12 protein-coding genes and 1 tRNA gene are annotated in these 13,875 nt (G+C 71.0%); 2 read left to right on the forward strand and 11 right to left on the reverse strand.

The genetic code is table 11. The annotated features are described in order from the left end of the window. Window positions 1–47 precede the first annotated feature (47 nt). Complete coding sequence (locus BJP40_RS04810; RefSeq protein ID WP_071264697.1) at window positions 48–716, reverse strand: TetR/AcrR family transcriptional regulator; 669 nt, start codon at window positions 714–716, stop codon at window positions 48–50. Next, window positions 716–1,744: a fatty acid desaturase gene (locus BJP40_RS04815; RefSeq protein ID WP_226962612.1), complete on the reverse strand. Its 1,029-nt coding sequence runs from the start codon at window positions 1,742–1,744 to the stop codon at window positions 716–718. Before BJP40_RS04815 ends, BJP40_RS04810 begins: the two co-directional genes overlap by 1 nt. A 330-nt stretch (window positions 1,745–2,074) precedes the next feature. On the opposite strand from BJP40_RS04815, the gene ppc reads away from it, so the two are divergent. After that, a complete protein-coding gene (ppc, locus tag BJP40_RS04820) occupies window positions 2,075–4,804 on the forward strand; it encodes a phosphoenolpyruvate carboxylase (RefSeq protein ID WP_071278852.1) in 2,730 nt (909 codons plus the stop codon). Between the two features lie 78 nt (window positions 4,805–4,882). On the opposite strand, the gene BJP40_RS04825 is transcribed toward ppc, so the two are convergent. The 8 genes from BJP40_RS04825 to BJP40_RS04860 form a co-directional block, all read right to left on the reverse strand. Beyond that, complete coding sequence (locus BJP40_RS04825) at window positions 4,883–5,650, reverse strand: LPXTG cell wall anchor domain-containing protein (RefSeq protein WP_071278854.1); 768 nt, start codon at window positions 5,648–5,650, stop codon at window positions 4,883–4,885. A gap of 187 nt (window positions 5,651–5,837) precedes the next feature. Further along, on the reverse strand, window positions 5,838–6,293 hold the full coding sequence (locus BJP40_RS04830; RefSeq protein ID WP_071278856.1) for a hypothetical protein: 456 nt from the start codon (window positions 6,291–6,293) through the stop codon (window positions 5,838–5,840). Between the two features lie 142 nt (window positions 6,294–6,435). Further along, window positions 6,436–7,032, reverse strand: a complete 597-nt coding sequence (gene pth / locus BJP40_RS04835; RefSeq protein ID WP_071278858.1) for an aminoacyl-tRNA hydrolase — start codon at window positions 7,030–7,032, stop codon at window positions 6,436–6,438. Window positions 7,033–7,104: 72 nt separating this feature from the next. Beyond that, complete coding sequence (locus BJP40_RS04840; protein ID WP_071278860.1) at window positions 7,105–7,692, reverse strand: 50S ribosomal protein L25/general stress protein Ctc; 588 nt, start codon at window positions 7,690–7,692, stop codon at window positions 7,105–7,107. 480 nt (window positions 7,693–8,172) lie between these two features. Further along, entirely contained in the window at window positions 8,173–9,150 is a 978-nt protein-coding gene (locus BJP40_RS04845; RefSeq protein WP_071270457.1) for a ribose-phosphate diphosphokinase, read from the reverse strand. Window positions 9,151–9,259: 109 nt separating this feature from the next. Next, window positions 9,260–10,711: a bifunctional UDP-N-acetylglucosamine diphosphorylase/glucosamine-1-phosphate N-acetyltransferase GlmU gene (glmU, locus tag BJP40_RS04850; protein ID WP_071270460.1), complete on the reverse strand. Its 1,452-nt coding sequence runs from the start codon at window positions 10,709–10,711 to the stop codon at window positions 9,260–9,262. Window positions 10,712–10,865: 154 nt separating this feature from the next. Continuing rightward, window positions 10,866–10,936 (reverse strand) — tRNA-Gln (locus BJP40_RS04855). A 6-nt stretch (window positions 10,937–10,942) separates the two neighbouring features. Then, window positions 10,943–11,818, reverse strand: a complete 876-nt coding sequence (locus BJP40_RS04860; RefSeq protein ID WP_071278862.1) for a hypothetical protein — start codon at window positions 11,816–11,818, stop codon at window positions 10,943–10,945. A 159-nt stretch (window positions 11,819–11,977) separates the two neighbouring features. On the opposite strand from BJP40_RS04860, the gene BJP40_RS04865 reads away from it, so the two are divergent. Further along, entirely contained in the window at window positions 11,978–13,303 is a 1,326-nt protein-coding gene (locus BJP40_RS04865; protein WP_071278901.1) for a sensor histidine kinase, read from the forward strand. A gap of 285 nt (window positions 13,304–13,588) precedes the next feature. Here the strand turns inward: BJP40_RS04865 and BJP40_RS04870 are convergent. Continuing rightward, the coding region (locus BJP40_RS04870; protein ID WP_177204300.1) for an SUKH-3 domain-containing protein at window positions 13,589–13,875 on the reverse strand (287 nt) is incomplete at its 5' end.

The following is a 13,875-nucleotide window of genomic DNA, read 5'->3' on the forward strand; positions in this document are numbered from 1 at the left end:
GCGCCGGAGCCGGGCCGGACCGGGTCGGGGCCGGGGCCGGCCGGGGGTCAGTTCTTGCGGTGGCCTATCAGCCGCGGCTTCGGCTCCAGGCCGTCCAGGCCGTGCCACGCCAGGTTCACCAGGTGCGCCGCGACCTCCGCCTTCTTCGGCTTCCGCGCGTCCAGCCACCACTGGCCGGTCAGCGCCACCATCCCCACCAGCGCCTGCGCGTACAGCGGCGCCAGCTTCGGGTCGAAGCCGCGGGCCTTGAACTCCAGGCCCAGGATGTCCTCCACCTGCGTGGCGATGTCCGAGATCAGCGACGCGAACGTACCGGTCGACTGCGCGACCGGCGAGTCCCGCACCAGGATCCGGAAGCCGTCCGTGTACGTCTCGATGTAGTCCAGCAGCGCGAACGCGGCCTGCTCCAGCAGCTCCCGCGGGTGCCCCGCCGTGAGCGCGCCCGTCACCATGTCCAGGAGCTGGCGCATCTCCCGGTCCACGACGACCGCGTACAGCCCCTCCTTGCCGCCGAAGTGCTCGTACACCACCGGCTTCGACACCCCGGCCTTCGCCGCGATCTCCTCTACCGACGTGCCCTCGAAGCCCTTCTGGGCGAACAGCGTCCGGCCGATGTCGAGCAGCTGCTGGCGCCGCTCCGCGCCCGTCATCCGGACCCGGCGGCCGCGCCTGGGCTTGTCGCTGCTGATGCTGCTGTCGATCGCCACGCCGTCCATCATGCCGTTTGCGCGGGCTGGTCCTGCCGCCGGGAGTCGATCCTGGACTCGGACGGCCAGCGCACGTCGTACGCCCAGCCCAGCTTCTCGAACCAGCGGATCAGCCGGGCGCTGGAGTCCACCTGCCCGCGCATCACCCCGTGCCGGGCGCTCGTCGGGTCCGCGTGGTGCAGGTTGTGCCACGACTCGCCGCACGACAGCACCGCGAGCCACCACACGTTCCCGGAGCGGTCACGCGACTTGAACGGCCGCTTGCCGACCGCGTGGCAGATCGAGTTGATCGACCACGTCACGTGGTGCAGCAGCGCCACCCGCACCAGCGAGCCCCAGAAGAACGCGGTGAACGCGCCCCACCAGGACATCGTCACCAGGCCGCCGACCAGCGGCGGGATCAGCAGGGACACCAGTGTCCACAGCACGAACTGGCGGGAGATCCGGCGGATCGCCGGGTCCTTGATCAGGTCCGGTGCGTACTTCTGCTGCGGCGTCTGCTCCTCGTCGAACATCCAGGCGATGTGCGCCCACCACAGCCCCTTCAGCAGGGCCGGGACGCTCTCCCCGAACCGCCACGGCGAGTGCGGGTCGCCGTCCGCGTCCGAGAAGCGGTGGTGCTTGCGGTGGTCCGCCACCCAGCGGACCAGCGGGCCCTCCACCGCCAGCGACCCCATGATCGCCAACGCGATCCGCAGTGGCCGCTTCGCCTTGAACGAACCGTGGGTGAAGTACCGGTGAAACCCGATCGTGATCCCGTGGCAGCCGATGAAGTACATCGCCGTCATCAGCCCGAGGTCCAGCCAGCTCACCCCCCACCCCCAGGCCAGCGGCACCGCCGCCACCAGGGCGACGAACGGCACCGTGATGAACAGCAGCAGCGCGATCTGCTCGATCGAGCGCTTGTTGTCGCCGCCCAGCGTCGCGGACGGCGAACCCGGGCCGGAGCCGGGTGCGGAAGCGGGTACGGAGGCGGTCTCCGTGCCGGACGCGGAGTCCTGCACGGAGTCCCTGAGCACGTCGGGGCTCGTGGTCATGTGGGTCCCTGGGGGGTGAGACGACGATGAGATCGGTGTACGGAACGCCGCACGACGACACAGGCGGCACGCGCGGTCCGAGGGAGATGTCCCTACGGTCCCGTAACCTACGGCATCGTAAGTATGGCAGCGCGCCGCCCGACGGCAAGAGGGCTGTTGACGGCGTGGCACCGGCGGACACCTATCCTGTGTGTCGTCGGACAGCGCGGTCCGCAGCTCCCCGAAGGGAACGCCCAGCGAAACCGGCCACCCGTTCGAAGGGGCATTCCCGGGGACACCACAGCAGTACCCCTCCAGACGACGTGCTCATCACTGCAAGGAGCCGCACCTGTGAGCAGTGCCGACCAGACCCCTTCCGCCAGCACCGAGCTGCGTGCCGACATCCGCCGCCTGGGTGACCTGCTGGGCGAGACCCTCGTACGGCAGGAGGGCCCCGAGCTCCTCGAACTCGTCGAGAAGGTCCGACGCCTCACCCGCGAGGACGGCGACGCCGCGGCCGAGCTGCTGCGCGGCACCGAACTCGAGACCGCCGCGAAGCTCGTACGCGCCTTCTCGACCTACTTCCACCTCGCCAACGTCACCGAGCAGGTCCACCGCGGCCGCGAGATGCGCGCCCGGCGCGCCGCCGAGGGCGGTCTCCTCGCCCGCACCGCCGACATGCTCAAGGACGGCGACCCGCAGCACGTACGCGAGACGGTCAAGCACCTCAACGTCCGCCCGGTCTTCACCGCGCACCCCACCGAGGCCGCCCGCCGCTCCGTCCTCAACAAGCTGCGCCGCATCGCCGCCCTCCTCGACGAGCCCGTCACGGCCGCCGACCGGCGCCGCCACGACCTGCGCCTCGCCGAGAACATCGACCTCATCTGGCAGACCGACGAACTGCGCGTCGTCCGCCCCGAGCCCGCCGACGAGGCGCGCAACGCCATCTACTACCTCGACGAGCTGCACGCCGGCGCCGTCGGTGACGTCCTGGAGGACCTCGCCGCCGAGCTGGAGCGCGTCGGCGTGGAGCTGCCCCCCGGCACCCGCCCCCTCACCTTCGGCACCTGGATCGGCGGCGACCGCGACGGCAACCCGAACGTGACGCCCGCCGTCACCTGGGAAGTGCTGATCCTCCAGCACGAGCACGGCCTCAACGACGCCATCGACATGATCGACGAGCTGCGCGGCCTGCTCTCCAACTCCATCCGCTACGCCGGCGCCACCCAGGAGCTCCTGGACTCCCTCCAGAAGGACCTGGACCGGCTCCCCGAGATCAGCCCCCGCTACAAGCGGCTCAACGCCGAGGAGCCCTACCGCCTCAAGGCGACCTGCATCCGGCAGAAGCTGGAGAACACCCGCGACCGCCTCGCCAAGGGCACCCCCCATCAGGAGGGCCGCGACTACCTCGGCACCGCCGAGCTCCTCCACGACCTCGGCCTGATCCAGACCTCCCTGCGCGAGCACCGCGGCGGCCTGTTCTCCGAGGGCCACCTCGACCGGACCATCCGCACCCTGTCCGCCTTCGGCCTCCAGCTCGCCACCATGGACGTCCGCGAGCACGCCGACGCCCACCACCACACCCTCGGCCAGCTCTTCGACCGCCTCGGCGAGGAGTCCTGGCGCTACGCCGACATGCCCCGCGAGTACCGGCAGAAGCTCCTCGCCAAGGAGCTGCGCTCCCGCCGGCCCCTCGCCCCGAGCCCCGCCCCGCTCGACGCGGCCGGCCAGAAGACCCTCGGCGTGTTCCACACCGTCAAGGCCGCCTTCGAGCGCTTCGGCCCCGAAGTCATCGAGTCCTACATCATCTCGATGTGCCAGGGCGCCGACGACGTCTTCGCCGCCGCCGTCCTCGCCCGCGAGGCCGGCCTCGTCGACCTGCACGCCGGCTGGGCCAAGATCGGCATCGTGCCGCTCCTGGAGACCACCGACGAGCTGCGCGCCGCCGACGTCATCCTCAACGACATGCTGGCCGACCCCTCCTACCGCCGCCTCGTGGCCCTGCGCGGCGACGTGCAGGAGGTCATGCTCGGCTACTCCGACTCGTCCAAGTTCGGCGGCATCACCACCTCCCAGTGGGAGATCCACCGCGCCCAGCGCCGGCTGCGCGACGTCGCCCACCGCTACGGCGTGCGGCTGCGCCTCTTCCACGGCCGCGGCGGCACCGTCGGCCGCGGCGGCGGCCCCTCCCACGACGCGATCCTCGCGCAGCCCTGGGGCACCCTGGAAGGCGAGATCAAGGTCACCGAGCAGGGCGAGGTCATCTCCGACAAGTACCTCATCCCGTCCCTCGCCCGGGAGAACCTGGAACTTACCGTCGCCGCCACCCTCCAGGCGTCCGCGCTCCACACCGGGCCCCGCCAGACCCACGAGGCCCTCGCCCGCTGGGACGCCGCGATGGACACCGCGTCCGAGGCCGCGCACACCGCGTACCGCAGCCTCGTGGAGGACCCCGACCTCCCGGCGTACTTCTTCGCCTCCACCCCCGTCGACCAGCTCGCCGAACTGCACCTCGGCTCGCGCCCGTCCCGCCGCCCCGACTCCGGCGCCGGACTCGACGGCCTGCGCGCCATCCCGTGGGTCTTCGGCTGGACCCAGTCCCGCCAGATCGTCCCCGGCTGGTTCGGCGTCGGCTCCGGCCTCAAGGCGCTGCGCGACGCCGGACTCGACGACGTCCTGGGCGAGATGTACGAGAAGTGGCACTTCTTCCGCAACTTCCTGTCGAACGTCGAGATGACCCTCGCCAAGACGGACCTGCGGATCGCCCGCCACTACGTGGAGACGCTCGTGCCGGAGCACCTGCGGCACGTCTTCGCCACCATCGAGGCCGAGCACGCCCTCACCGTCGAGCAGGTCCTGCGCGTCACCGGTGAGAAGGAGCTGCTGGACGCCCAGCCCGTCCTGAAGCAGACGTTCGCCATCCGCGACGCCTACCTGGACCCGATCTCCTACCTCCAGGTCGCCCTGCTCAAGCGCCAGCGCGACGCGGCCGCCGCCGAGGCCCCCGCCGACCCGCTGCTCGCCCGCGCCCTCCTCCTCACCGTCAACGGCGTCGCCGCCGGCCTCCGCAACACCGGCTGACGCCCGCACCCCCCGCATACGGAAGGGCCCCCGCCGGATCGCTCCGGCGGGGGCCCTTCCCCCTTACGCGGGTCAGCGTCAGTGCTGCTGCGCGCCCTTGCGGCGGCGCATCACCAGGAACGCGCCACCGGCCACCAGGGCGGCCGCCACGCCGGCCAGGGCGCCCACCGGGGCGCTGGAGCCGGTCTCCGCGAGGTCACCGGTCGCGGACGACTCCGACGGCGCGGGAGCGGCGGACGAAGCGGTCTCCTCCGGCATCGACGCGGACGCCGACGGGGTCGGCTCCGTGGCCGGGGACTCCGACGGGTCCGTGGACTCGGACACCGACGGGCTCGGGTCCGTGGACTCCGACACCGACGGGCTCGGGTCGGGGGAGCCCGAGGGGTCCGGCGAGCCCGACGGCTCCGGCTCCTCGGTCGCGGGGCAGACGTGCGACAGGTTGAACTTCGCCGCCTTACGGCCCTTCTTGTCCAGGCCCTTCACCTCGGCCGTGGCGGACAGCAGCGTGTCCCCGGCCGCGGAGCCCACATAGGCGTGCTTGTCGGTCGGCGGGCCGAAGGTCTCGACGACCTGCTCCCCGCCCTCCTTGAACTCCACCGTCAGCTTGACGAACGAGTAGGCCTTCTTCGGCAGCACGAAGTGCCAGCCGTCCTGGTCCGCGGGGACGTCCGCGCAGGCCTTCTCCGTGTCACCAGTCCACGAGGTGGCAGTGATCGGCAGGTCCTTCGCGTGGTGGAACGGGACCTCGTACGGGTCCGAGGCGTTGGTGGCGTGCGCGGCGGGGGCGAGCAGCAGCGAGCAGGCCGCAGCCGCCACCAGCGCGCCGGTGGTCGTGGAAAGGCGCATGGGCAGTCCAACGTGAGAGAGGTGCAGGGGCCGTGTGGAGGGCGGCGGCTCAGCCTCCTGACGACCCGGCCACCCCGTCAAGCAGAAAGAACCCCATACGTCCCGATACACCTGACCTGCCCGCCGGATCCCTCATAACTATTCAGCCACAACTGAAATGGTTGTACGCCATCCCGTAGAAATCTCGTCACAGGGCCAGGAACGACGCCACGAACAGCGCCCCGCCCGCCACACCCGCACACCACGCCGTACGCGACCACCGCAACCCGCCCCCCACCACGAACGACGCCAGCACCAGCGCCCCCGCCAGCGGCAGCCACGCGTACAGACCCCCAGCCCAGCCCGTACGCACCACCTCGGACGTGTCCGGCTTCACCACCACCGCGTACGCCTCGCCCTTCGCCACCGCGACGGACCGCGCGATCGTCATGTCCGTCCGCGCCGGCGCCACCCCGTCATCCGGCACGAACCGCCCCGTGCACACCTCCGCACCGCACCCCGTGACCGTCATCACCCCGTGCACCCGCCCCTTCGACAACAGCACATGCTGCGCAGTCCCCCAGGACGCCCACACCCCCGCCACCAGCAGCACCGACACCACCAGCACCAGCACACCGTCACGGACATACGGGAACACCCTCATCCGCTTCCTGGCACGCCGGGAACGCGCGGGCCGCCTCGCGGACCGAGAACGCTGAGGGGTACTGGTGTTCCTGGGGCTCATGGGCAAGCGATCCTTGGCCATAGGACCGCAACCCGTCAATTCCGGAGAGAACTCACCCAGGTCACGAGTTGTACGCCGACTGCGCCCGCTCCAGCCCCTCCAACACCAGACACTCCACCGCGTCCGCCGCCCGGTCCACGAAGTAGTCCAACTCCCTGCGCTCCGCGGAGGAGAAGTCCTTCAACACGAAATCCGCCACCGGCATCCGCCCCGGCGGCCGCCCGATACCGAACCGCACCCGGTGGTACTCCGCCCCCATCGCCTTCGTCATCGACTTCAACCCGTTGTGGCCGTTGTCCCCGCCACCGAGCTTCAACCGCAGCGCCCCGAAGTCGATGTCCAACTCGTCGTGCACCGCCACCACACGGCCCGTCGGCACCTTGTAGAAGTCCCGCAGCCCCACCACCGGCCCACCGGACAGGTTCATGTACGACATCGGCTTCGCCAGCACCACCCGGCGCCCCGCCGGCCCCGGAGGACCGATCCGCCCCTCCACGACCTGCGCCTGCGCCTTGCCGTGCCGCTTGAACGAACCGCCCATCCGCTGCGCCAGCAACTCGACCACCATGAACCCGACGTTGTGCCGGTTCCCGGCGTACCCCGGACCCGGATTGCCGAGACCGGCCACCAGCCAGGGCGTACTCGCGTCCGCCGTCATCCGCGTGTGCCTCCATAGGGGTGTGGGGGGCGCGAAGCGCCCCCCACGAACTCAAGACGAACCGGATCAGGCTCAGGCCTCGGCGGCCTCGTCGCCCTCACCCTCGCCGGCCGGCTCCTCGGCCTGCGCGGCCAGCACCTGCAGCACCACGGCGTCGGCGTCCACGGCGAGCGTGACACCCTTCGGCAGCGGAACGTCCTTCGCCAGCACCGACGCACCGGCCTCCAGGCCCGCGACCGACACGGTCAGCGACTCGGGGATGTGCGTGGCCTCGGCCTCGACCGGCAGCGCCGACAGGACGTGCTCCAGCAGGTTGCCGCCCGGGGCCAGCTCGCCCTCGGTCTGCACCGGGATCTCCACGGAGACCTGCTCGCCCCGCTTCACCAGCAGCAGGTCGACGTGCTCCAGGAAGCCCTTCAGCGGGTCACGCTGCACGGCCTTCGGGATCGCCAGCTCGTTCTTGCCCTCCAGCTCCAGGGAGATCAGAACGTTCGCCGTCTTCAGCGCCATCATCAGGTCGTGGCCCGGCAGCGTCAGGTGCACCGGCTCGGTGCCGTGGCCGTACAGCACACCCGGAACCTTGTTGGCGCGACGGATACGGCGGGCGGCACCCTTACCGAACTCGGTACGGGCCTCGGCGGTGAGCTTCACCTCGGACATGAGCACTCCTCGTAACTCTCGAACGGACAACTCGTGGTCACTCGGCCACGACCTGGCCTGCTACGAAGAGCGCGTCGATAACGGACCGCCGGGCGTCTCCACCACGGCCTCCCTCGCCGAGCAACTGCGCCAGTCTACTCGGCCCCCCACCGGCCACCAATTCGATCAACCGGGCGGGGGCCGCCGTGTCGTCCGTCCCCGAAGGCAGCGGGGGCGGGCCGGTCAGGCGCCGGGGCCGTACGGGCCGGAGGCAGCGCGGAGAGCGTTCCGGCGGTGCCGGTGGGCCGGCGGGACGGTGGGACGGTGGGCCCGGTACGCCACCCGGCCCTGCGGCCGGCACGCCACCCGCCGCCCCCGGCCCGTACGGGCCCGGGCGCCCGACCGGACCGCCCTCCCGCGGTGGTGGCCGCGCACACGGCGAAGGGCCGCCCCCCGCCCGCAGGCGGAAGACGGCCCTCCAGCAGTCTCAGGGGCGGCGGATCAGCCCTGCTCCTCGAAGAGGCTCGTCACCGAACCGTCCTCGAACACCTCACGCACCGCACGCGCGATCGTCGGAGCGATCGACAGCACCTTGATCTTGTCCAGGTTCAGCTCGCCCGGCGTCGGCAGCGTGTCCGTCAGCACGAACTCGCTCACCTTCGAGTTCTTCAGCCGGTCCGCCGCCGGACCCGACAGGATGCCGTGCGTGGCCGTCACGATGACGTCCTCCGCACCGTGCGCGAACAGCGCCTCGGCCGCCGCACAGATCGTCCCACCCGTGTCGATCATGTCGTCGACCAGCACGCACACCCGGCCCTCGACCTCACCCACGACCTCGTGGACGGTCACCTGGTTCGCCACGTCCTTGTCACGCCGCTTGTGCACGATCGCCAGCGGCGCGTCCAGCCGGTCGCACCAGCGGTCCGCCACCCGCACCCGGCCCGCGTCCGGCGACACGACCGTCAGCTTCGACCGGTCCACCTTCGCGCCCACGTAGTCCGCCAGCACCGGCAGCGCCGTCAGGTGGTCCACCGGACCGTCGAAGAAGCCCTGGATCTGGTCCGTGTGCAGATCCACCGTCAGGATCCGGTCCGCACCCGCCGTCTTCAGCAGGTCCGCCACCAGACGCGCCGAGATCGGCTCACGCCCCTTGTGCTTCTTGTCCTGCCGCGCGTAGCCGTACGACGGGATGATCACGGTGATGCTCGCCGCGGAAGCCCGCTTCAGCGCATCAATCATGATCAGCTGTTCCATGATCCACTTGTTGATCGGTGCCGTGTGGCTCTGGATCAGGAAGCAGTCCGCGCCGCGCGCCGACTCCTGGTACCGGACGTAGATCTCACCATTGGCGAAATCGAAGACCTTCGTCGGCACCAGACCGACGCCAAGCTGCTGCGCGACCTCCTCGGCCAGCTCGGGGTGGGCGCGGCCGGAGAAGAGCATCAGCTTCTTCTCGCCGGTCGTCTTGATCCCGGTCACAGCACTGTCTCCTCAGACGTGTCCTCTGGCCGCGTGTCCCGATCCCGCGAACCAGCCGAAAATGTGTGCACGTACCACGTTACGCCGAGTTCGACGCACGCGTTTTCGGTCAGCTTTCGCCGCCGGCCTCTCCAGCAGCCGTCATCGCCGCCTGCGCAGCCGCGCTGCCAGGCCGCTTCCTGGCCACCCAACCCTCGATGTTCCGCTGCTGACCACGGGCGACAGCCAACGCACCCGCCGGCACATCCTTGGTGATCACGGAGCCCGCGGCGGTGTACGCCCCGTCCCCGACCGTGACAGGAGCCACAAACATGTTGTCCGACCCGGTCTTGCAGTGCGACCCGATCGTCGTGTGGTGCTTCTTCTCCCCGTCGTAGTTCACGAAGACCGACGCCGCACCGATGTTCGTGTACTCACCGATCGTCGCGTCACCCACGTACGACAGGTGCGGAACCTTCGTCCCCTCACCGATCGACGCGTTCTTCGTCTCCACGTACGTCCCGATCTTGCTCTGCACCCCGAGCCGCGTCCCCGGCCGCAGATACGCGAACGGCCCCACCGAGGCCCGCTCCCCGACCACCGCGCCGTCCGCCACCGTGTTGTCCACCCGCGCCCCGGCACCGACGGTTGTGTCCCGGAGCCGCGTGTTCGGCCCCACCTCCGCGTCCTCCGCGACATGCGTCACACCCAGCAGCTGCGTCCCCGGATGGATCACGGCGTCCCGCTCGAACGTCACCGTCACATCCACCTGCACCGACGCCGGATCGACCACGGTCACCCCCGCCGTCATCGCCGCCTCCAGCAGCCGCCGGTTCATCAGAGCCCGCGCCTCGGCCAACTGCACCCGGTTGTTGATCCCCAGGATCTCCCGGTGGTCCACCGCCACACACGCCCCGACCCGGTGCCCGGCCTCCCGCAGGATCCCCAGCACATCGGTCAGGTACTCCTCGCCCTGACTGTTGTCCGTCCGCACCCGCTTCAGCGCATCCGCCAGCAGCCGCCCGTCGAACGCGAACACCCCGGAGTTGATCTCCTTGACGGCCCGCTGCTCCTCCGTGGCGTCCTTGTGCTCCACGATCGCCGTCACGGCACCGCTCGCCGCGTCCCGCACGATCCGCCCGTACCCGGTGGAGTCCGGCACCTCGGCGGTCAGCACCGTCACCGCGTTCCCGTCGGCGGCGTGCGTCGCGGCGAGCGCCCGCAGCGTCCCGCCCGACAGCAGCGGCGTGTCCCCGCAGACGACGACGACGGTCCCGTCGACCTGCTCCCCGCCGAGCTCCTCTAGCGCCATGCGCACGGCGTGCCCGGTGCCGTTCTGCTCGTACTGCACCGCCGTGCGGGTGCCTGCGAAGTGCTCCTCCAGGTGCGCCGCGACCTGCTCGCGCGCATGCCCGACGACCACGCACAGATGCCGGGGGTCCAGCTCCCGCGCGGCCGAGACGACGTGCCCGACGAGGGAGCGCCCGCAGATCTCGTGCAGGACCTTCGGGGTCTTGGACTTCATGCGGGTGCCCTCACCCGCGGCGAGGACGACGACGGCGGCCGGGCGTGGTGCGCTCACGGAGGGGCCCTTCGGCAATCGGGTGGTGGACATCCGCAGGATACCGGGGGGACTCGAAGCGGCCTGGAGCGGGCCACGAGGCGGCTCCGCCGTGTGCGCCCCGCGCATGAAGAAGGATCCTGACCGGTGGGTCAGGATCCGAACCTGCAACGTGCTCCCGGGGGAGGACTCGAACCCCCATGATCAGAGCCAAAATCTGACGTCTTGCCCTTAGACGACCCGGGATGGTCGCTATGTCCGATTCTTGTGATCGGTTGCGGACGCAGCCCCTACTATGCCGTACCAAGCGCCTTCCGTGCGACGGTAGAGTTCGGCACTTTGCGTCACGTAGACGAGCAGGCACCCCCGGTACGCGTCATCGGTGTTCTTGCGCACCGTCTTGGGGTTGTGCCGTTTGAGGTTCGCCTTCTGGAGGGCGGACACGTCGACGCCCGCCACGTCCGCCCAGAACCGCTCTGCCGAGCCGACGTCGGCCGACTCGTGGATGCTGACCCGGAAACGTAGCCGGTCGGGGCTCACGCCGAGCAGGGCGAGCCACCTCAGGAAGAGCCGGATCACGTTCGGATCGCTGTTGACGAAGTGGATGCGCTCCCGGCGGGCGTACGCCTTGTCCTTGGCGCCTTCCGCCCAGTACAGCACCACCCCCGTCAGGAACAGCTCGCGTTCCGAGAGGTCGCCGACGGCCTGCCGGGCGGTCTGCTTGCTGTGGCGGCGATCCTCCTCGCGGCGCTCCCGTTCGTGCTCCCAGCGCTTGCGTGCCGCCAGCTTCGCCTGCTCGGACGGTGGCCGGCGCTCCGGCTTCGGGAGGTCCCTGACCCAGAGGGACACCGAACTCTTCGAGCAGCCGAGCTCGGCCTTGATCTCGTCGTAGGTCATGCCCTGGCGGCGCAGCTCGCGGGCGCGTTCGCGGAGGTCGTCCTTGGCGCGGTGGCGCCTCGTCCGTTCTGCCGGAGGTTCGCCCCTGACCAGGCGGCTCAGGACGTCCTTGCTGCGGACGCCCAGGGCGTCGCGGATCTCGCGCAGGCTGAAGCCCTGCCGGCGGAGGGCGACGGCCTGTTGGCGGAGGTGCTCGAAGTCGGCGTGGGGGCTGGTCGTGGTGTTCGTCATGCGGACAGCGTCGACCGGAATGTGAGCTACCGGCTCGAAAGTCGCAGCGGTTCAGTTGTTCGAGCGAAAGGTGGCGGTTTCGGATGCGCGCCGCGTGTGTCCGTGCTGGGCCGCACCTCGCAGGGCGGGGGTGGCGGGCCCGCCCGTAGGCTGGGGCGCATGACCGAAACGGGGGTAGTCCAGGACGCTGCGGGCGCCGTCGAGCGCCGTGGTCCGTGGTGGTGGGAGCGGCGGCGCAGCGCCGTGCTTGATGTCACGCTCGGTGTGCTGTCGATGGCGGAGTGCGCGGCGGAGGGTGTCGGGTTCGCGCAGCAGACGGCGGTGCCGGTGCCGGTGGGGGTGCTGTTCGGGGCGCTGGTGGGGTCCGTGCTGGTGGTGCGGCGGCGGTGGCCGGTCGTCGTGGTGTTGGTGTCGATCGCGGTGACGCCGGCGGAGATGGGTTTTCTGCTGGGGATGGTGGGTCTGTACACGTTGGCGGCGTCGGATGTGCCGCGGCGGATCACGGCGGTGCTGGCTGGAATGTCGCTGGTGGCGACGGGCTTGGTGACGTGGGTGTTGGTGCGGGGTGATGCGGCGGCGTCGGAGGAGTTGAGTCCGGACGCGTGGTTCGTGCCGGCGATGGCGTGGTTCGTGGCGTTGGGGCTGACGGCGCCGCCGGTGCTGTTCGGTCTGTATATAGGGGCGCGGCGGCGGCTGATGGAGAGTCTGCGGGAGCGGGCGGACAGCCTGGAGCAGGAGTTGTCGCTGTTGGCGGACCAGGCGGAGCAGCGGGCGCAGTTGGCGCGTACGGAGGAGCGGACGCGGATCGCGCGGGAGATGCACGACGTGGTGGCGCACCGGGTGAGTCTGATGGTGGTGCACGCGGCGGCGTTGCAGGCGGTTGCGGTGAAGGATCCGGAGAAGGCGGTGAGGAACGCGGCGCTGGTGGGGGAGATGGGGCGGCAGGCGCTGACGGAGTTGCGGGAGATGTTGGGGGTGCTGCGTGCGGAGGCTCCGGTGCAGAAGCCGGGTGCTGAGGTGCGGTCGCAGGGTGGTGCGGTGCGGCGTGGGGTGGCGGTTGTGGCAGGTGCGGGTGGGGTTGGTGGCGAGGAGGGTCCGGGGTTGGACGGTGTGGAGGCGTTGGTGGAGCAGTCGCGGGCGGCGGGGACGGTGGTGGAGCTGGTGGTGGCGGGGGAGGTGCGGTCGTATGCGCGGGAGGTGGAGCAGACGGCGTACCGGGTGGTGCAGGAGGCGTTGACGAACGTGCACAAGCATGCGCCGGGTGCGGAGGTGGTGGTGCGGTTGGCGCACCGGGGGGACGAGGTGGCGATGCAGGTGGAGAACGGTCCGTCGGACGCGGCGGCGGCGGATGCGCGGCTGCCGAGTGGGGGGAACGGTCTGGTGGGGATGCGGGAGCGGGTGACGGGGCTCGGGGGTGTGTTCGTGTCGGGGCCGACGGAGGCGGGCGGGTTCCGGGTGTCTGCGGTGCTGCCGGTGGGTGCGTAGGCGCGGGCCGTCGGCCGCGGGCTGCACGTGGGGGCCGCGCGTGCTGCTGGTGGGTGGCGCGGGTGTGCGGGTGCTGGGGCCGGCAGGGGCGCCTGGGGGTGCCGGCGTTGGTGGGGCTGCGGGGTGGTGGGGCCGCTGCGGCTGCCGGGGGTCGGTGGTGCGGTCTGCCGGGGCCGCGGGGCGTGAGTCACGCGTCCCTGCCACCCCATAGGGGGTGTCTGGACGGAGGAGCCAACCCAGCAGCCAGCTGGGCGCTACCTCCAAACCCGGTCCTTCAGGCCCGGGTCAAGTTGACGGGTTGGTGAGTCGGGTGGGGTGGGCGCCGGTGATGAGGGTGACGAGGGCGTGGTCGATGTCGGGTCCGAGGTACCAGTCGCCGGTGTGGTCGAGGCTGTAGACGCGGCCGTCGGCGTCGATGGCGAGGATGGCCTGGTGGTCGGCTTCGGTGCCCAGGGGGGCGAGGCGGGTTTCGAGGGCGCGGCCGAGGTCGCCGAGGCTGCGGGCGAGGTGGAGTCCGGTGAGGGGGTCGATGTGCAGGGGGGTGGGGGCGATGTGGCGGCCGGGTCCGGGGG

The organism is Streptomyces sp. CC53, assembly GCF_001865245.1.
Classification (GTDB): Bacteria; Actinomycetota; Actinomycetes; order Streptomycetales; family Streptomycetaceae; genus Streptomyces.

Excerpts from the sequence above, each read along its gene's own strand:
- BJP40_RS04810 (WP_071264697.1), bottom strand. The coding sequence starts at position 716 with ATGGACGGCGTGGCGATCGACAGCAGCATCAGCAGCGACAAGCCCAGG.
- BJP40_RS04815 (WP_226962612.1), bottom strand. The coding sequence starts at position 1,744 with ATGACCACGAGCCCCGACGTGCTCAGGGACTCCGTGCAGGACTCCGCG.
- BJP40_RS04825 (WP_071278854.1), bottom strand. The coding sequence starts at position 5,650 with ATGCGCCTTTCCACGACCACCGGCGCGCTGGTGGCGGCTGCGGCCTGC.
- BJP40_RS04830 (WP_071278856.1), bottom strand. The coding sequence starts at position 6,293 with ATGAGGGTGTTCCCGTATGTCCGTGACGGTGTGCTGGTGCTGGTGGTG.
- pth (WP_071278858.1), bottom strand. The coding sequence starts at position 7,032 with ATGACGGCGGACGCGAGTACGCCCTGGCTGGTGGCCGGTCTCGGCAAT.
- BJP40_RS04840 (WP_071278860.1), bottom strand. The coding sequence starts at position 7,692 with ATGTCCGAGGTGAAGCTCACCGCCGAGGCCCGTACCGAGTTCGGTAAG.
- BJP40_RS04860 (WP_071278862.1), bottom strand. The coding sequence starts at position 11,818 with ATGACGAACACCACGACCAGCCCCCACGCCGACTTCGAGCACCTCCGC.
- BJP40_RS04865 (WP_071278901.1), top strand. The coding sequence starts at position 11,978 with ATGACCGAAACGGGGGTAGTCCAGGACGCTGCGGGCGCCGTCGAGCGC.